An 18,710-nucleotide genomic window follows, 5' to 3' on the forward strand; every position below is an offset into this window, starting at 1 on the left:
CCATTGTCGCACTAGGACCCGCCCCCGAGGCCACTCAATACCGTGCGTGCCCGCGCCTCCGCCGACGGGCCGTCGTCGCCCTTGACCGCGAGGTCCGGGTCGATGCCCTCGCCGTCGACGTTGCGCCCGGCCGGGGTGCGGTAGTGGCCCACGGTGAGCTCGGCGACCGAGCCGTCGGGCAGTTCGCTCGGCATCTGCACCGAGCCCTTGCCGAAGGTCCGGGAGCCGACGACGACGGCGCGGCCGCGGTCCTGGAGGGCGCCGGTGAGCAGCTCGGCGGCGCTCATGGTGCCGCCGTCGACCAGCACCACCAGCGGGTTGTCGGTGTCGCCGCCGGGGCGCGCGTTGAGCACGCGCTGGTCACCCCGGACGTCATAGGTGGCGACCAGGCCGCCGTCGAGGAAGGAGGAGGCGGCGGTGACGGCCTCGGAGACCAGTCCGCCGGAGTTGCCCCGCAGATCGAGGAGGATGCCGTCACCCTGGGGGATGGCGCGCACCGCGCGCCCGATCCGCTCCCCGGTGCCCTTGGTGAACGAGTCGACCTTGATCCGGACGGCGCCGGCTCTGTCGCCGCCCTGATCGCTGAGCCGGTCGACGGTCACCGGGTCGGTGGTCAGCCGGGCCCGGCGGAGCGTCTGCGTCCACTCGTGGCCGCCGCGGGACAGCCCGAGCCGCACCCGGCTGCCCGGGGAGCCGTCGGCGGGGCCGCGCAGCAGGGCCACGACCTCGGTGACGGGCCGGCCGGTCACCCCGTCGCCATCGATCGTGCGCAGCCGGTCACCGGCCCGGACGCCGGCCCTCTGGGCGGGGCTGCCGGGCTCGACGCGCTCCACCGCGATCCGCCCGCGGGCGTCCCGGCGGGCGGAGATCCCGACGCCGACGTACACCCCGTCCAGGTTCTGGCGGAAGCCCTCGTACTCACGGGCGCTGTAGACCGCGCCCCACCGGTCTCCGCTGCGGCTCACCACCTCACGGGCGGCCTTCGAAGCGGACTTCCCGTCCTCCTGGGCCGCGGCCGCGGCCGCCTTGACCTGGTCGCTCTCGACCGCGCCGGCATAGGCACGGGCCGGTATCCGGCCGGCCCCGGAGGTCCGGCGCGGTCCGGGCTCGGCGCCCCAGGAACCGACGGCCGCCCCGGTGGCGAGCACGCTGACGAAGACCAATGTCAGGGCGGCCCCACGGCGAATGCGGCGGGGCTGGACGAACAAACACGGGCCCGACATGCCGGTGAGTGTAGGGCACCAACGGGCGCCGTACGGCGAGTTGTCCGGTACGGCGCCCTAGGTGAATGTCACACCTTGAGGTACTTGCGCAACGCGAAGAACGCCGCGAGCGCGGGCATCAGCAGCCCAATCGCCAGCACCAGGGGCAACTTGGCCAGCACCGCGTCCCAGCCGATGAAGTTGATCACATCGATCTTGTCCACCAGCCAGTTGTTGACCAGGAAGTACTGCACGCTCACCAGCAGCACACAGGCGAAACCCGCGCCCAGCAGCCCCGCGATGGCGGCCTCCATGATGAACGGCATCTGGATGTAGAAGCTGGACGCGCCGACCAACCGCATGATCCCGGTCTCCCGGCGGCGGCTGAACGCCGACACCCGCACCGTGTTGACGATCAGCATCAGCGCGACGACCAACATCAGCGTCATCACGCCGAGCGCCGCGAAGTTCATGCCGTTGAGCAGGTTGAACAGGTCGCCGACCAGTCTCTTCTGGTCCTGGACCTCCTGCACCCCGGGGCGGGCGGCGAAGGCGGTGGAGATGACGTCGAAGCGCTCGGGGTCCTTCAGCTTGATGCGGAAGGACTCCTGCATCTGGTCCGGGGTCAGCGAGGAGGCCAGCGGCGAGTCGCCGAACTGCTCCTTGTAGTGCTTGTACGCCTCCTCACTGGTCTCGAACTGCACCGACTCGACGATGTTCATCCGCTTGAGCTCGGAGCGGATATCCGCCTTCTGAGCCTCGGTGACCGCGCCCTTGGCGCAATTGGCCGCGGTCTCCTTGTCGTTCTTGTTGCACAGGAAGATCGAGACGTTGACCTTGTCGTACCAGTAGCCCTTCATCGTGCTCACCTGCTCGCGCATGAGCAGGGACCCGCCGAACAGGGCGAGCGAAAGGGCGACGGAGACGATCACCGCGAAGGTCATCGTGAGGTTGCGGCGGAGACCGACGCCGATCTCCGACAGGACGAACTGGGCGCGCATGGCGTCCTTTCAGTGCTGGTAGCCGTAGACGCCGCGGGACTGGTCGCGGACGAGTCGGCCCTTCTCAAGTTCGATCACGCGCTTGCGCATCTGGTCCACGATCTGCTGGTCGTGCGTGGCCATGACGACCGTGGTGCCGGTCCGGTTGATCCGGTCCAGCAGCTTCATGATGCCGACGGAGGTCTGCGGGTCCAGGTTTCCCGTCGGCTCGTCCGCGATCAGCAGCATCGGACGGTTGACGAACGCGCGGGCGATGGCCACCCGCTGCTGTTCACCACCGGAGAGCTCGCCGGGCATACGGTCGTCTTTACCGCCCAGTCCTACGAGATCGAGCACCTCGGGGACGGTTTTCCGAATGGCGGCGCGCGGTTTGCCGATCACCTCGAGCGCGAAGGCGACATTCTCCCCGACCGTCTTGTTGGGGAGCAGCCGGAAGTCCTGGAAGACGGTCCCCAATTGGCGGCGCATCTGCGGCACCTTCCAGTTGGACAGCCGCGCGAGATCCTTGCCGAGCACATGGACGGCGCCATGGCTGGCGCGCTCCTCGCGGAGGAGCAGCCGGAGGAAAGTGGACTTTCCCGACCCCGAGGAGCCCACCAGGAAGACGAACTCGCCCTTTTCGATCTCGAGCGAGACATCCCGGAGTGCGGGACGGTTCTGCTTGGGGTAGGTCTTGGATACGTTGTCGAATCGGATCACTGAAGCACCAAGGTCGACCTGGGTAGCGGTACGGGCTGCAGCCGAAGCGGCTCCCGTCGGTGAGCGTGACCATACGCGAACCGCACAGGGGCGCGCAGTCCGCCGTCCGGCGTTGGTGCGTTTCTTCACGCCACTATTGGGGTCAAACGGTTGACAATCCGCCCGTCGGGACGGCCGAAACGGCCACGGAACCGGTACGGATACGGCACGGAATCGTGCGGGGCGCGCCGAACCGGACGGAAGCTGGCACAGTGGAAGGGGAACCAACCCATTTCCCTGAGCGTTGGCCCCGTGTCTACTGCGGCACCGCCGCGCGGGAGGAGAAAGCGCATGACGTACGACAGGCTCGTCTGCGCCAACTGCGCGAGCCCCGTCAGCGAGGGCCGCTGCCCGGTCTGCCGGGCCAGCAGGGAGCGCCTGCAGCAGGACGGCCTCTTCGGCGGACTGACCCCGGCCGCGCTGATAGCGCTGCTGGTGGCGCTGATCGCGGTGGCCGTGCTCGCACATGAGATGGCGACGGCGTAACGCCGCGTTAAGGCGCGGTATACGCCACGTGTCCGCCCCGGACACACCCTGCACGCACTCTGAACACACAAGGGGCCCGGAGCTCTGCAGCGCTCCGGGCCCCTTACCGTGCGTAAGGCGCGTGATCAGGCCACGTTGTTGCGGTTCACCAGACGCGGCATGAGGCGGAAGCCGATACCACCGGCGATCATGGTCGCGGCGCCGACCAGCAGGAACGTGGTCTCGGAGGCACCGGTCTCGGCCAGCTGCTCCTTGGCCTTGCCCTGCTCCACCGGCTGGGAGCCGACGTTGTCGGTGCCGGTGTTGTCGTCGCAGTTGGTGCTGTCGAGGTCCACGGTGCAGGTGCTGTCACCGCCACCGCCGCCGCCACCCTGACCGGGCGTGCTCGGCTCACCGGAGGGCTCGCCGGTCGGCCCGTCCGTCGGCCCACCCGTGGGCGGGTCGGTCGGCTCGTCCGTCGGCGGATCGGTCGGGTCGTCGGTCGGCGGGTCGGTCGGGTCGTCCGTCGGCGGCTGGGTCGGGTCGTCCGTCGGCGGGTCGGTCGGGTCGTCCGTCGGCGGGTCGGTCGGCTCGTCGGTCGGAGTCGGGATCGAGGTCGGGTCGTCGGTCGGCGTCGGGAGCTCGGTCGGCTTGCCCTTGCCCTTGCCGATGCCGAGGCCGACGTCGAGACCGTTCTCGTCCGCGTTGACCGACGCCTCGACTCCACCGATACCGACATCAACGCCAACGGCCGATGCGGCGCCGGCGGCGGTGAGCGACGCGCCGGCGGCGATCACCGCGCCGGCCGCTATTCGCGCAACGCGCAGCCGCGTCTTCTTCGTCATCTGCCTGCTACCCCCAGTAGCTGTACTCGTCAATGGAGCAGCTATGCACGGGGCAACGGCTCGGGGTGTCTGATCTCGGCGGTCCCCATCCGTCTGAGGCGGTCCGCCGGCCCCCGTTCACACGCGCCCCAGTCATACGCATGCCGGGCGTCAGCCTTCCCAGTTTTCAGATCACCGTCAAGGCCATTGCATGCGAGATGTCCGCTATGGAAGTGCTTGACGGGTACATGGGTACAGGACTGTGACCAAAACCCCGGTGTGCGCGGCTTTTTGGGGCGGCGGGCGGGGTTACTTCCCCTGCTCCTGCTGCTTGCGCCAGCGGATCCCGGCCTCGAGGAAGCCGTCGAGCTCACCGTCGAGCACGGCCTGCGGGTTACCCACCTCGAACTCGGTGCGCAGGTCCTTGACCATCTGGTACGGGTGCAGGACGTACGAACGCATCTGGTTGCCCCAGGAGTTGCCGCCGTCGCCCTTGAGCGCGTCCATCTTGGCCTGCTCCTCCTGGCGGCGCCGCTCGAGCAGCTTGGCCTGGAGGACGTTCATCGCGGTCGCCTTGTTCTGGATCTGCGAGCGCTCGTTCTGACAGGAGACGACGATGCCGGTGGGGATGTGGGTGATCCGCACGGCGGAGTCGGTGGTGTTGACGCCCTGGCCGCCGGGGCCGGAGGAGCGGTAGACGTCGACACGCAGATCGGACTCGTCGATCTCCACATGGTCGGACTGCTCGACGACGGGGAGGACCTCCACACCCGCGAAGGAGGTCTGGCGGCGGCCCTGGTTGTCGAACGGCGAGATGCGGACGAGCCGGTGGGTGCCCTGCTCGACGGAGAGCGTCCCGTAGGCGTACGGCACCTGTACGGCGAAGGTGGTCGACTTGATGCCGGCCTCCTCCGCGTACGACGTCTCGTAGACCTCGGTCTTGTAGCCGTGGCGCTCGGCCCAGCGCAGATACATCCGCTGGAGCTGCTCGGCGAAGTCGGCGGCGTCCACCCCGCCCGCCTCGGCGCGGATGTTCACGACCGCCTCACGGGCGTCGTACTCGCCGGACAGGAGGGTGCGCACCTCCATCTCGTCGACCGCCTTGCGCACCGCCTCCAGCTCGGCCTCGGCCTCGGCGCGGGCGTCCTCGTCGCCCTCGGCGGCGGCGAGCTCGAACAGCACGTCGAGATCGTCGATCCGGCCGCGCAGCTCCTCGGCCCGGCGCAGCTGCCCCTGGAGGTAGGAGAGCCGGCTGGTGACCTTCTGCGCGTTCTCCGGGTCGTCCCACAGGGACGGGACCGCCGCCTGCTCCTCGAGCACGGCGATGTCGGCCCTCATCTTGTCGAGGTCCAGGACGGCCTCGATCGACCCCATGGTCGAGGAGAGGGACTTCAGCTCTTCGGATACATCGACGACTGCCACGGCACCAGCGTAACCGCTGCGGAAGACTGACCGTCCCCGGTCATGGCGTACCGGGGTCGTGGGAGGCCGAGTGCTCGCCGCCCTTGGGCGGATCGCCGCCGTCGTCGCCGCCCGTCGCGAGCCATCCGCCCAGCACCACCGCGACCAGGGCGGCCAGTGTGACGGCCGCCACCTTGAGCCGGCGGCGGCGCAGCGCGCCCGCGACGGCGGGGTGGCGGGCCGAGCCCGCCCGGCGCTGGCCGTGCACCCGGGGGGCGCGGGCGGTGCCGTGGGCGCCGCCCGCGAGCTCGTCCGGGCTGGGCACCCGCATGCTGGTGTGGGTCTCGCGGCTGGAGTCCGGCACCGCGCCGGGGACCAGCGGCACCGCGCCGCGCCGCCGCGGGGGCGTCTGGGCGGGCCCGGGGGCGGGGACGGCGACGCCGCGGTGCGGGGTCTCCGCGGCCCGGCTCTCCCGCTCGGCCTCCCGCTGCTCATCGGACTCGTCCGGCTCGTCGATGTCCAGCGGCGGATACCCGGCCAGACTGGGCAGCACCTCCCGCAGCCGGGCGGCCAGCTCGGAGGCGCGCAGCCGGGAGGCGGGCGCCTTGGCCAGGCACTGGAGGAGCGGCTGCCACAGCTCGTCGGGGATTCCGGGCAGCGGCGCCACGGTCTCGGTGACATGCCGGCGCAGGATCGCGCCCGGGTGGCCGCCGCCGAACGGCGTGAACCCGGCCAGCAGCTCGTAGAGGACCGTCGCGAGGGCGTACACATCCACGCTGGCCCGGGGCGGCAGCCCCTCGACGATCTCGGGGGCGAGATAGTCCGGGGTGCCGATCACACTGCGCGGGTTCGGCGAGCGGCCCGGGGACGAGGCCCGGTCGCGGGCCGGCTGGGCGCGGATCGGGGTCGGCTCGTCGACCAGGCGGGCGATGCCGAAGTCGGTGAGCAGGGCGGGGTGCGCACCGCCGGGGCCGAGCGGGCCCGCCATGTCCAGCAGCACGTTCTCCGGTTTGACGTCGTGGTGCACGACCCCGGCGGCGTGCGCGGCGGCCAGCGCGTCGGCGATGTCCGCCGCGATCGCGACGGCGGCCTCGGGGGCCAGCCGGCGCTCATGGTCCAGACGGGTGCGCAGATCCGTACCGCGGATCAGGTCCATGACCAGCGCGAGATCATTGCCGTCGACCACCAGGTCGCGCACCCCGACCACCCGCGGGTGGTCGAGGCCGAGCAGTGCCGTGCGCTCCTGGACGAAGCGCTCCACGAGCTCCTGGTCGGAGGAGAGGTCCTCACGCAGAAGCTTGATGGCGACGGGCCCCTCGGGGCCCTCGCCCAGCCACACCGTGCCGGCGCTGCCGCGCCCGAGGAGCTGGTGCGCGGCGTACCGACTGCCGATCTTCCGTGACAAGACTGCTCCGAATCCTCCGACAAGGGGGGCACGTTGGCGACAAAGCTACGCGGCTACTGGCGCGTTGGGTGCACCGGACGACGCCAACTGTCACTTCTGCGGCGGAAAAACCCTTCGGATGTCGACAAATCGCCCTGGTCGTGAGGGAGAAGCGGTCCGGCCCCGGCGCACTTTCGGTGCGCCGGGGCCGGTCAGCCGCCGGTTTTCCCGGAGCCGGTCGGGTCGGTCAGCCGCCAGTTGCCCGGGGGGTGGCCGGGTCGGTCAGCCGCCGGTTGCCCGGAACCGGTCCGGTCGGTCAGCTCGGGCCGCCGAGGTCGGAGATCCAGCCCTTGACGTCGTTGATCCAGCCGGTGACGGCGTCCCAGTAGCTCTGGCCCTCGGCGATCCAGTCCTTGAGCGGGGTCAGCTCCCAGACCAGCCAGGAGGCGACGACCAGGACCACGATCACGAACAGGCAGCCCTTGAGGCACCCCAGACCCGGGATCTTCATCCGGTTGGGGTTGGAGTCGCGCTGCCGGGGCTCCCGGCGCGGCTCCGGCTGCTGCGGCGGCGGGGCGTAGCGCTGGGGCTGGGGCTGCTGGGGGTGCTGCGGCGCCGGGGCGTACTGCTGCGGCTGCTGCTGGGCGTACGGCTGCGGCTGCTGGCGGCCCCGCGGGCGCTGGGGCGGCTGCTGGGGCTGCTGGTACTGCTGCGGTTGCTGCTGCTGGTACTGCTGCGGCGCGGGGCGGTGGGGGCGGCGGCGCAGCGGGTCCTGGCTCGGGTCGAGGTACTGGACCTGGGTCTGCTCATTGCGGTCGCGGGCCGCGCGGAGCTGGCTCTGCCAGGGGTGCGGATCGTCCTGGCCGGGCGGTACGGGCGGCATGGCGCGCGTCGGATCGGCGCCGCCGGCCGGTCCGGAACCGGCGGGCAGCACCTGGGTGGGATCGGCGTTCGCCCCGGTGGTGGGCATCACATTGGTGGGCGCCGCCGGGTCGTACGCGGGGGCGCCGCCCGACGCGTTCGTGGGCAGCACCTGGGTCGGGTCGGCCGAGCCCGCGGGCGCGGTGTCCGGGACCGGGGCGGGCGCCGGGTCCGGGGCGAGCAGCGCGGCGACACCGAGCGCCGCCTCGGCCTGCGCGGCTGAGGCGTGCACCCCGACACCGGCCGCGACCACGCGCAGCGCCTGGGCCAGGTTCTCGGCGCTGGGCCGCTCCTCGGGCCGCTTGCGCAGACAGCGCTCTATGACCGTCCACAGCGGCTCGGGCACGGTCGAGGGGCGGCGCGGCTCCTCGCTGAGGTGGCGGTGGAGCACCTCCAGGGAGGTGTTCCCGGCGAACGGCGGACGGCCGGTGACCAGCTCGTAGAGCATGATGCCCGCGCCGTAGATGTCCACCGCGGAGGTCTGCGGACGGCCCTCGGCGGACTCCGGCGCCACATAGGCGGGGGTGCCGACGAACTCCTGGGTGCGGGTGAGGCCGGGCGAGTCGGCGAGGCGCGCGATGCCGAAGTCCGTCAGCATCGGGTGCATCTCCTCGCCCTCGCCGGTGCCCGCGAGCAGCACGTTGGCGGGCTTGAGGTCGCGGTGCACGACGCCGTCGGCGTGGCTGGCGGCGAGCGCGTCGGCGATCTGGGCGGTGAGGAGTGAGGCGGCGACGGGGGTGAACGGGCCGTTGCTGCGCAGGTAGTTGTGCAGATCCGGGCCGTCGACCAAGTCCATGACCAGGGCCAGCAGATCGCCCTCGACCACCAGGTCACGGGTGCGGACGATATTGGGGTGGGTCAGCCGGAGCAGCACCGAGCGCTCGCGGAGAAAGCGCATCACGATCTCCGCGTCGTTCGCGAGCTCCTCCTTGAGGACCTTGATCGCGACGGTCTCGCCGGGCTGCCCGGCCACGGCGGCCTCGGCCCCCGCCGCCTCCCGCTGGCGGGCTCGCCAGACGGTGCCCGTGGCTCCGCGCCCGAGCGGCTCCTCGAGCAGGTACTTGCTGCCTACCGGCCGCACGTCATGCGCTCCCTGATCGTGGTCTTACATCGGTGGTCTGCGATGGTCTGCTGGGTGGATCAGCTGCGTGAGTCAGCTTGATGGTCTGTGTGTGGTGCTCGTTCCGCCCCACTGTAATGGGGACACCCGGCGAGCCCTATCCGATCACCATCCGATCACGACAGGCCGTCCGCGCGGGGGAAGACGTGGGAATCGGACGGATGGTTGCCGGTGGAACCCGGGGAGCGGGCGGGACAGCCAGCCGGGCAGGGGGCGGGACAGCCGGCCGGGCAGGGGTCCGAGCCGCTCGATCGAGCGCCGCCGGGCGCCTCACGGAGATCGCGCGGGCGTGCCTCACGGACATCTCGCAGGCGTGCCTCACGGGCATCTCGCAGGCGTCTCTCGAGACTCTCTCAGGGGTCTCTCGGGCGTCTCTCAGGCGCCTGACGAACATCTCGCGGGCGCTCTGACGAACATCTCGCGGGCGCATCGTGGCCGCGTTCCCTCGGGCGTCTCAAGAGCGGCCGTTCCGGTCGTAATCAGCCAGTTTCGGCCGACCAGCCGACCAATCAAGATCATGTAAGGCCGGGCGGCGGGCGAAGTGTCGGCGGCAGGTGCGAAGATGCAGGCGGCACGGAAGCGCCGAGCGCCGGGGGACTCACGCTCCGTGACCCGTACGACCCCGTACGGACCTGTACGTGCCGAAGGGCCTGGGGGCGGCGGTGGGGGTCGGCACCCTGCCCGGCCCCCCGGACAGAAGGGACCGTTGACGGCGATGCAGATTCGGCTGACCGTCCTCGGGCCGCGCAGCGCCCACCCGGGCCGTTCCGGCCACCATCCTGCGCCCGCGTCCGCCCCGCGCGCCGCCCCCTTGGGCGCGGTGGACGTCCTGGTCACCGCCCCCGTCGGCACGGCCCTCGCCTCGGTGGCCGGCGGGCTCGCCGACGCGGTCGCCGCGGCCGGGTACGAGGCGGGGGGCGGCAGCGGTGGGGGCGGCGGCGCGGTGGTGCTGTACGCGGGGGGCGAGCGGCTGGACCCGCAGCGCTGTGCGCTCGGCGAGCCGCCGCTGGTGGACGGCGCGGTGCTCTCCCTGCACGGCCCGGCCGACCCCGACACCGGCCACTACCCCGGCTACCCCGGCCTCCCTGAGGCCGCCGTCGCCGACGCCACGGTCCATCTGGACGTGGTCGCGGGGCCCGACGCGGGCGGCGTCCACCTGCTGCACGGCGGCCAGGTCCGCATCGGCCGCTCCGCCGACGCGGACGTCCCCCTGGACGACCCCGACGTCTCCCGGCTGCACTGCGCGGTGACGGTCGCCGAGGACGGCCGCGTGACCATCGCCGACCTCGGCTCGACCAACGGCACCGCCGCCGACGGCGTCTCCGTGGGCGCCCAGCCGGTGCCGCTGGAGCCGGGGGCGCTGCTGCGGATCGGCGAATCCGCCCTGCGGCTGCGCGTCCCCTCGGCGGCATCCGCGTTCCCGTCGGCCCCCACCCGCCTCCCCGTCCACGCGGATGGGGAGGGCCACCTCCGGGTCGCCCCCACGGAGGGCCCGGCCACGGCCCGCCCCGGTCACGGTCCGGCCGGGACTCGCCCCACCCACCGTCCGGCCGGGACTCGCCCCACCCACCCGGAAGACCCGGCCACGGGCCGCTCCACCCACGCGGAAGGCCCCTGGACGGGCGCCCCGCCGTCCTCCGCGCCCACCCACACCGCCCAGGGCACCTGGACGCCCCCCAACCGCAACCCCGACACCGGGTGGACCCGGGTCCCCCAGGCGGGGGACCCGCCCGGCCCCGGAACCGGCCCCGCCTCGGGGGCGTCCGGCCCCGAAGGCGCGTACGGCCGGCGGGACGACGGCGGCCGGGGACCCAGCGGCGGCTCGTCCGCCGGGCCCACCCACCCGACCGGCCACGGCGACCGGCCCACGGGCGACGGCCCGCGCCCCGCGCCGGGCACCCCGGGCGGTCACGGACCGGGCCGCGCCCAGGACGTACGGGACGACTGGAGGGCCAGCGCCCCGGCGGGCCCCGGCGGCGCGGGGGCCGACGGGCGGCGGAGCCACGGCACGCCCGAGGACCCGCGCCACGGCGGCCCCGCAGCGGACACCGGCCGCCGTGGTGCCCCGCCACGCGGCGGGGACGGTCCGCGGTACTCGGCCACCGACGACCCGCGGTACGACGACCCGTCCACCGCCCGCACCCGACGCAACACCGCCCCACAGGCCGGAGCGGCTGGGCGCGCCCCCGCGGGGCAGCCCGCGCGAGGCGGGGAGGAACCGTGGGCGCGCGGCGGACAGGGCGGCCGAGCGGCCGACGCCACCCCGGACCACCGGCACACTCCCCGTGAAGCCACCGGAGCCCCGGCCGGCCCCGGCGGCTCGCCTTACGGCGGCCCGGCCGCAGGCCACGGCGGACAGGGCGAGGGCGACGCGGACTCCGGTCGGCAGCCCCGCCCCGGGACGGGCTACGGCAACGCCGCGCGTGGCGGGCAGCCGCGTGGCCAAGGGCACGGCGAACCGGCCGAGCGCGCCCATCCCGGCGGTCAGCCGGGCGCCACGCCGCACGGCGGCCCGCAGACCGGAGGCGCGGGCTACGGCAACGCCTCGCGCGGCGGGGCTCCCGCCGGCCCCTCGTACGACAGCACGGCCGCAGGCCACGGCCGACCGGGCGAGGGCGGCGCGGGCCACGGCGGGAGCGCCGGGCAGGGCGGATCCGGACCGCGGCATGGGGGTGATCGCACGCATGTGGGGACCTATGCGCTGGACGCGCCGGGGGCGCAGGCGCGGCGGCGGGGGATAGGGGCCTGGGTGCGGCAGCTGGCCGGGGGGAAGGCGGCCGAGCGGGGCGAGCCGAGGGAGGACGGCGGCGCGCGGGACGCGGCGGTGCGGGCGGCCGCTGAGGCGGAGGCGTTGCAGCGGCGGTGGCCGGACCCGGCCACCGTGCTGATGACGGCGCTGGGGCCGGGTCCCCGGTTGTGGGAGCGCGCCCACGAGCACCCGGACGCGCTCGCCGTGCGGCTCGGCTCGGCCGACCGGCTGGCGGCCGGCGGCGGGCTGCTGCCCGCCGCGCCCGTCACCGTCGACCTGCGGCAGAGCGGATCGCTGGGGCTGGCCGGACCACGGGCGCGGGTGGCCGGACTCGTCCGGTCCGTCGTGGCGCAGCTGGCGGCCCTGCACTCACCGGCCGCCCTGGAGATCGTGCTGATCAGCCGCGAGGAGCGGCTGGCGGAGTGGTCGTGGCTCGGCTGGCTGCCGCACCTCAAGCCGTTGCGCGGGCAGGACTGCCGGCTGCTGCTCGCGTACGACGTCGAGCAGGCCACGGCCCGTACGGCCGAGCTGACCCGGCGGCTGGAGGACGGGCCGCTGGGCCCCGGCTGGGCGAGCGCCTCCCCGGCCGCCGCGGCGGCCGCGGCCGCGCGCCACTCCGGGCCGTACACCGTGGTGGTCGTGGACGGCGCCCCCGGTCCGGCCGCGCTGGACGACACGCTCGCCCGGCTGGCGGTGAGCGGCCCGGCGGCCGGAATCCATCTGCTCTGTCTGGCCGAGGCGCCCGCCGCGTCGCCCACCTCCCCGCTGCCCAGGAGCTATGTGGCCGCGTGCGCCGCCTCCGCGCCCTTCGCGGCGTGCGGAGTGGCGGCCGTGCTGAGCGGCGATGTGGCCACGGGGCTACAGATCGTCCACGGGGACGGGCCCGCGCCCGGCGGCATCGGGGTCACGGGAGTCACCGACGCGCCCGGCGCCACCGGGGTCATCGGCGCGACCGGCGCGACCGGCGCCACCACGACCGTGACCGTGGACGCGGTGTCGGCGGCGTGGGCCGAGCGGTTCGCGCGGGCGCTCGCGCCCCTGCGCCCGGCCACCGCCGGGCACGGCGGCGCGTCCGGCGGCTCCGGCGGCCCGCCGACCGTCCCGCTGCCGGACTCGGCGCGACTGCTGGACGAGTTGGGGCTCGCGCGGGCCACGCCCGCGTCGCTGATGGCCCGTTGGGCGGCCGCGGCGGACGAGGTTCCGGCGGGGGGCCGGGCGCTGGCGGTGCTCGGCGCCGGGCCGCGCGGCCCGCTCTCGGTGGATCTGGCCGCCGACGGGCCGCACGCACTGATCGACGGCGCGGCGGGCACCGGTAAGACGGAGCTGCTGCGCTCGTTCGCCGCGTCGCTCGCCGCCGCCGAACGGCCGGACCGGCTCGAACTCATCCTCGTAGACGGAGCCGGTGCCGGCGCCGGGACCGGCTCCGGGGCCGTAACCGGAACCGGCGCGGGCACCGGCACGGCCACCGGCACCGGCACCGGCGAGGGGCTGCGGGTGTGCACGGATCTGCCGCATGTCTCGACGCATCTGACGGCCACCGACCCGGTACGGATGCGGGAGTTCGCGCAGGCGCTCAGCTCGGAGCTCAAGCGCCGCGCCGAGCTGCTCGGCCCGCTGGACTTCACCGCGTGGCACGCCCGGCACCTCACCGGCGAGGGCCAGGGCGGTCACGGCGACCGCACCGCCGACGCGGGCGGGGTCGCGGGGGCGCCCGGCACCGGCGCGGCCCGCGTGGTCGCGCCCCGGCCGCCCGCCGACATCGACCCTCCGCCGGGCGACACCCTCCGCACGCTCAATCTGCGCGCCCAGCGCACCGCGAGCGCGGCACCCGCCGCCCGTCCCCGTCCCCTCCCCCGTCTCGTCGTCCTCGTCGACGACTTCGACGCGCTGGTGGCCCCGGCCCTCGGCAGTCCCGGCCGCCCGGCGGCCGGTTCGGTCGTCCGTGCCCTGGAGGCGATCGCCCGCGACGGCGCCCGCCTCGGGGTGCACCTGGTCGTGGCGTCCGGCCGTCCGGACCGTACGGCGGACACGGCGGCCGTCGAGCGAGCCGGTCTACGGATCGCCCTGGACCCACGCCCCCTGAACCCAGCACACCCCGCGCACACCCCAGGCACCGCACACCCCGCCCACCCCCGTGACCCCGAAAGGCCCCATACCGCCCCCGCCTCATCGACACGCTCGGTCACAACCGCCCCCGCCGCCGCAGCCGCCTCCGGTGGCGACCCGGCTCCGGGCCGTGGGCGGCTGTTCCGCCCGGGTGACGCCGCGGCGACCCCGTTTCAGGCGGGCCGGGTGACCGGACGGATACCGCGCACCGCGACACAGCGGCCCACCGTCGTACCGCTGGAATGGCGGCGGATGGGCGATCCGCCGACCCGCCGGCCGCTGCGTGAGCTGGGCAACGGTCCGACCGACCTGGCGCTTCTGGCCAGTGCGCTCCAGCGCGCCGCGCAGTCGGCGGACGCGCCCACCGCGCCCGCGCTGATCTGACCGCTCCTGACCGGTTCTCGACCGGCGTTCATCACGTTCATCACGGCACGGTCACGATCCGTGAGTGAACGCAGGAGACAGTATTGCCACGTTCGGTGACCGGGCGTAGGACTACTCGCACGGGACACGACCGCACGGGGGCGGTCGGCATCGGAGGGAACACGGGGATGCACGTATCGCTTCGTACGAAGCGTTCGACACGAGCCGCGGTGGCCCTGCTGGCGGCGGGAGCGCTCATGCTCACCGCCGCGGGCTGTGGGGGCGACGACGGGGACACGGTGAGCGGGGGCCCGCCGCCGAACACGGTGGAACTGCCGAACCTGAAGGGGCAGAAACTCCAGGTCACCGCGGTATGGACGGGCACCGAGCAGAAGAACTTCACCAAGGTGCTGGCGGAGTTCGAAAAGCGCACCGGGGCGAAGGTCTCCTTCGTGCCGAGCGGTGACGACATGGCGGGCTTCGTCGGCTCGAAGATCGCGGGCGGCGCGCCGCCGGATGTCGCGATGGTCGGACAGGTCGGTGTCATGCGCGAGTTCGCCGAGAAGGGCTGGGCCAAGCCGCTCGGCGCCGCCGCGCGGACCCAGTTGGCCAAGAACTACGCCAAGGGCTGGCAGGACCTCGGCTCGTACGAGGGCAAGCCGTACGGGGTGTACTTCAAGGCCAGCAACAAATCCCTGCTCTGGTACAACACCTCCGCGTTCGACTACGCGGGCGCCAAGGTGCCCAAGACCTGGCGGGAGTTCCTGGCACAGGCCCAGCTGATCTCCGATTCCGGCACCGACGCGGTGGCGATCGGCGGCCAGGACGGCTGGACGCTCACCGACTGGTTCGAGAACGTCTACCTCTCCCAGGCGGGCCCGGAGAAGTACGACCAGCTCGCCCAGCACAAGATCAAGTGGACCGATCCGTCCGTGAAGAAGGCGCTGGAGACGCTCGCCGAGCTGTGGGGCGCCAAGGGCCTGGTCGCCGGCGGCCGCGGCGGTGCGCTGCAGACCGCGTTCCCGGACTCGGTCACCAAGGCGTTCGGCAACAAGGCGGAGCCGGACGCGGGCATGGTCTTCGAGGCCGACTTCGTCGCCGCCAACGTCGCGGACGCGGGCGCGGAGCTGGACCAGGACGCGAAGGTGTTCCCGTTCCCGGCGGTGGGTGACAAGGCGCCGGTGGTGACCGGTGGCGATGTCGGTGTGGCGCTGAAGGACAGCAAGGCGGCGCAGGCTCTGCTCACCTTCCTCGCCTCGCCCGACGCCGCGACCGTCTGGGCCCAGTCCGGCGGGTTCATCTCGGCGAACAAAAACGTCAAGTTCAGTGCCTATCCCAATGCTTCGATGCGCAAGATCGCACAGGCGCTGATCGCGGCGGGCAATGACTTCCGGTTCGACATGTCCGACCAGGCTCCCGCGTCCTTCGGCGGCAAGCCGGCCCAGGGCGAATGGAAAGCGCTCCAGGACTTCCTCAAGAACCCGAGGAACGTCGAAGGCATCCAGCGCCAGCTGGAAGCGGATGCCGCCAAGGCGTACCAGAACTGACGACTCGACCGGGAGAACCACATCATGTCGACCGCGACAGCGGACGGCGCGGCCACACCTGGCCGGGCGTCGTCCGCCCCACCGGCAAAGCGACCGAGCGCGAAGAGCAAGAAGGGCGTCCTGGGCACCCGGCCCTGGCTGGCGGCGGTGTTCCTGCTGCCCGCCCTGGTGCTGCTGGGGGCGCTCGTCGTCTATCCGATCGGCTACTCCGTCTACCGGAGCTTCTTCGACGCCTCCGGCAACGGCTTCGTCGGCCTGGACAACTACCAGGAGATGTTCTCCGACGACGCCACCAAGACGGCGATCAAGAACAACATCATCTGGCTGATCCTGGCCCCGACGGTCTCCACCGCCCTGGGCCTGATCTTCGCCGTGCTCACCGAACGGGTGCGCTGGGCCACCGCCTTCAAGCTGGTCGTCTTCATGCCGATGGCGATCTCGATGCTGGCGGCGGGCATCATCTTCCGGCTGGTCTACGAACAGGACCCGGACAAGGGCGTGGCCAACGCCATGTGGGTGAGCGTGCACGACTCCTTCAGCGAGTCGCCGCCGTTCCCCGGCGCCCATCCGCGTCCCACCGCCGGACTGACCGAGTCGTCCAACGGCTCGTTCACCACCCGGGACACCGTCCGGGCCGGCAGCCCGGCCGCGCTGCCGCTGGTCGCGGCCAAGCGCGATGACATCAGCGGGGCGCAGGACGCCAAGGCCGCCAAGGCCGAGCCGGGGAAGGTGACCGGCACCGTCTGGTTCGACTTCACCCGGGGCGGCGGTGGCGAACAGGGCGTCATCGACAAGGGCGAGAAGGCGATGGCCGACCTCAAGATCGAGGCGGTCAAGGACGGCAAGGTCGTCGCGAAGACGACGACGTCGGCGGACGGTACGTACACCCTTCCCGCCGAGGCCGAGGGCGCCCGGCTGCGGCTGCCCGCCTGGAACTTCTCCGAGCCGTACAACGGGGTGGACTGGCTCGGCCCGTCCATCGTCACCCCGGCCATCATCGGGGCGTACGTCTGGATCTGGGCCGGTTTCGCGATGGTGCTGATCGCGGCGGGGCTCGCCGGGGTGCCGCGTGAGCTGATGGAGGCCGCGCGGATGGACGGCGCCAATGAGTGGCAGGTCTTCCGGCGGATCACCGTGCCGCTGCTGGCGCCGGTGCTCTCGGTCGTCGTCGTCACGCTGATGATCAACGTGATGAAGATCTTCGACCTGGTCTACATCATCGCGCCGGGCCCGTCGCAGGACGACGCCAACGTACTGGCCCTCCAGCTCTTCCAGTCGTCCTTCGGCACCGACGTCAACCAGGGCCTCGGCAGCGCGATCGCCGTGCTGCTGCTGTTGCTCGTCCTGCCCATCATGTTCATCAACATCCGCCGCATCCGAAGGGAGAGCCGCCGATGACCAGCGCGGACACGGTCGTACAGGCGAAGCAGCCCCTGATCGCGCGGATCGCCGCCCGCGCCGGCGGCGGGGCGCTGCGGGTCGTCCTCATCCTGATCGGCCTGCTGTGGCTGATGCCGACCGCCGGACTGCTGCTGTCCTCCCTGCGCGACCCGGCGCAGGTGGACCTCTCGGGGTGGTGGAAGGTCTTCACCGACCCCGGACAGCTCACCTTCAGCGGCTACGACAACCTGCTGGGCAACCAGCAGATCACCGATTCGCTGTGGACCACGCTCGCGATCACCGTCCCGGCCACACTGCTGGTCGTGGTGATCGGCGCCCTGGCCGGCTACGCCTTCGCCTGGATGGACTTCCCCGGCCGCGACTGGTGGTTCCTCATCGTGGTCGGCCTGCTGGTGGTCCCCGTCCAGGTCGCGCTGATCCCGGTCGCCAAGCTCTTCGGCGAGATCGGCATCTTCCAGACCACCACCGGCGTGGTGCTCTTCCACACCGCCTTCGGCCTGCCCTTCGCCATCTTCCTGCTGCGGAACTTCTTCGCGGAGATCCCCCGGGAGCTGCTGGAGGCGGCCCGCCTGGACGGCGCGGGCGAACTGCGGCTCTTCGTCCGCGTGGTCCTGCCGCTGGGCGGCCCGGCCATCGCCTCACTCGGCATCTTCCAGTTCCTGTGGGTCTGGAACGACATGCTGGTCGCCCTGATCTTCGCGGACAGCGGCAACCCGCCGATCACGGTCGCGCTGCAACAGCAGGTCCGGCAGTTCGGCAACAACATCGACATCCTGGGCCCCGGCGCCTTCGTCTCGATGCTCATCCCGCTGGCCGTCTTCTTCGCCTTCCAGCGGCAGTTCGTGGCGGGTGTGATGGCGGGCGCGGTGAAGTAACCGCCCGCACTCTTTCCGGCTACCGGCCCGGCGCCCCTTCGCAAGGAGCGCCGGGCCGTCCCCTTCCCCCGGGTCATGGCGCACCGCACTCCGCCCACACCGTCTTGCCCACGGGGACACGAGGGGCCGTGCCCCAGCGGGTGGCCAACAGGTCCACCAGGAGCAGACCACGGCCCGATTCGTCATCGGTCGTCAGGGGCGTCGGCGGAATGGCCGGGAGCCGGTCCTCACGGGCGTCCGAGACCTCGATACGGATCGTCCGCGTCGCGGTCGCGCAGGCGAGGCGGAGACGGAAATCCCTTCCGGGTACGCGGCCATGCCGTACCGCGTTGGAGGCCAGCTCCGCCACCAGCAGAGCCACCGTGCAGGAGGCGTCCGACGCGGGCGGATAGCCCCACTCCTCCATGCGCCGCACGGCGAGCCGCCGGGCGAGGCGCGCGCCGCGCGGCGTGGCGGGCAACTGCTGGGTGAGTTCCCGGAGTTCGGGTTCCGGGTCCGGCGCCGTGGTCGTCTTCAGCACGGTGTTGTCCATTTCCGTCCGATCGATTGTCCGTACGATTCGCAGCGTGTGCGCATCGTGACGTTCCGTGCCCAAGGATCGTGTCGCGGGTCT

At 72.8% G+C, this 18,710-nt stretch carries 13 protein-coding genes; 5 read left to right on the forward strand and 8 right to left on the reverse strand.

Going from position 1 to position 18,710, the window contains the following annotated elements; genetic code table 11:
* Positions 1 to 11: 11 nt before the first annotated feature.
* From PS467_RS17100 to ftsE, 3 genes are all read right to left on the reverse strand, one after another.
* Positions 12 to 1,223, reverse strand: coding sequence for a S41 family peptidase (locus tag PS467_RS17100; protein ID WP_311036022.1), 1,212 nt, complete (start codon positions 1,221 to 1,223; stop codon positions 12 to 14).
* 68 nt (positions 1,224 to 1,291) lie between these two features.
* The gene (gene ftsX, locus PS467_RS17105) at positions 1,292 to 2,203 is read right to left on the reverse strand and encodes a permease-like cell division protein FtsX (RefSeq protein ID WP_268972412.1); all 912 of its coding nucleotides are present in this window, start codon (positions 2,201 to 2,203) and stop codon (positions 1,292 to 1,294) included.
* 9 nt (positions 2,204 to 2,212) lie between these two features.
* Complete coding sequence (ftsE, locus tag PS467_RS17110) at positions 2,213 to 2,902, reverse strand: cell division ATP-binding protein FtsE (RefSeq protein WP_030835764.1); 690 nt, start codon at positions 2,900 to 2,902, stop codon at positions 2,213 to 2,215.
* 330 nt (positions 2,903 to 3,232) lie between these two features.
* On the opposite strand from ftsE, the gene PS467_RS17115 reads away from it, so the two are divergent.
* Entirely contained in the window at positions 3,233 to 3,427 is a 195-nt protein-coding gene (locus tag PS467_RS17115) for a hypothetical protein (protein WP_268972413.1), read from the forward strand.
* Positions 3,428 to 3,552: 125 nt separating this feature from the next.
* On the opposite strand, the gene PS467_RS17120 is transcribed toward PS467_RS17115, so the two are convergent.
* The 4 genes from PS467_RS17120 to PS467_RS17135 all read right to left on the reverse strand — a co-directional run bounded on the left by PS467_RS17120 (position 3,553) and on the right by PS467_RS17135 (position 9,017).
* Positions 3,553 to 4,251: an LPXTG cell wall anchor domain-containing protein gene (locus PS467_RS17120; protein ID WP_311036023.1), complete on the reverse strand. Its 699-nt coding sequence runs from the start codon at positions 4,249 to 4,251 to the stop codon at positions 3,553 to 3,555.
* A gap of 288 nt (positions 4,252 to 4,539) precedes the next feature.
* Positions 4,540 to 5,652 (reverse strand): peptide chain release factor 2, encoded by a 1,113-nt coding sequence (gene prfB, locus PS467_RS17125; RefSeq protein ID WP_268972415.1) that lies wholly within the window; start codon positions 5,650 to 5,652, stop codon positions 4,540 to 4,542.
* 40 nt (positions 5,653 to 5,692) lie between these two features.
* Complete coding sequence (locus PS467_RS17130) at positions 5,693 to 7,036, reverse strand: serine/threonine-protein kinase (RefSeq protein ID WP_311036024.1); 1,344 nt, start codon at positions 7,034 to 7,036, stop codon at positions 5,693 to 5,695.
* A gap of 295 nt (positions 7,037 to 7,331) precedes the next feature.
* Complete coding sequence (locus PS467_RS17135; RefSeq protein ID WP_311036025.1) at positions 7,332 to 9,017, reverse strand: serine/threonine-protein kinase; 1,686 nt, start codon at positions 9,015 to 9,017, stop codon at positions 7,332 to 7,334.
* A gap of 754 nt (positions 9,018 to 9,771) precedes the next feature.
* On the opposite strand from PS467_RS17135, the gene PS467_RS17140 reads away from it, so the two are divergent.
* From PS467_RS17140 to PS467_RS17155, 4 genes are all read left to right on the forward strand, one after another.
* The gene (locus PS467_RS17140) at positions 9,772 to 14,295 is read left to right on the forward strand and encodes an FHA domain-containing protein (RefSeq protein ID WP_311036026.1); all 4,524 of its coding nucleotides are present in this window, start codon (positions 9,772 to 9,774) and stop codon (positions 14,293 to 14,295) included.
* 167 nt (positions 14,296 to 14,462) lie between these two features.
* Positions 14,463 to 15,821 carry an ABC transporter substrate-binding protein gene (locus PS467_RS17145; RefSeq protein ID WP_311036027.1) on the forward strand — a complete coding sequence of 453 codons (1,359 nt, stop codon included), beginning with the start codon at positions 14,463 to 14,465 and terminating at the stop codon, positions 15,819 to 15,821.
* Positions 15,822 to 15,845: 24 nt separating this feature from the next.
* Positions 15,846 to 17,219 (forward strand): carbohydrate ABC transporter permease, encoded by a 1,374-nt coding sequence (locus tag PS467_RS17150; protein ID WP_311036028.1) that lies wholly within the window; start codon positions 15,846 to 15,848, stop codon positions 17,217 to 17,219.
* A complete protein-coding gene (locus PS467_RS17155) occupies positions 17,216 to 18,097 on the forward strand; it encodes a carbohydrate ABC transporter permease (RefSeq protein ID WP_311036029.1) in 882 nt (293 codons plus the stop codon). The genes PS467_RS17150 and PS467_RS17155 overlap by 4 nt, the downstream gene beginning before the upstream one ends.
* Before the next feature lie 73 nt (positions 18,098 to 18,170).
* On the opposite strand, the gene PS467_RS17160 is transcribed toward PS467_RS17155, so the two are convergent.
* Positions 18,171 to 18,629 (reverse strand): ATP-binding protein, encoded by a 459-nt coding sequence (locus tag PS467_RS17160; RefSeq protein WP_311036030.1) that lies wholly within the window; start codon positions 18,627 to 18,629, stop codon positions 18,171 to 18,173.
* Positions 18,630 to 18,710: the final 81 nt, after the last annotated feature.

The organism is Streptomyces luomodiensis, from assembly GCF_031679605.1.
Lineage (GTDB): Bacteria > Actinomycetota > Actinomycetes > Streptomycetales > Streptomycetaceae > Streptomyces > Streptomyces luomodiensis.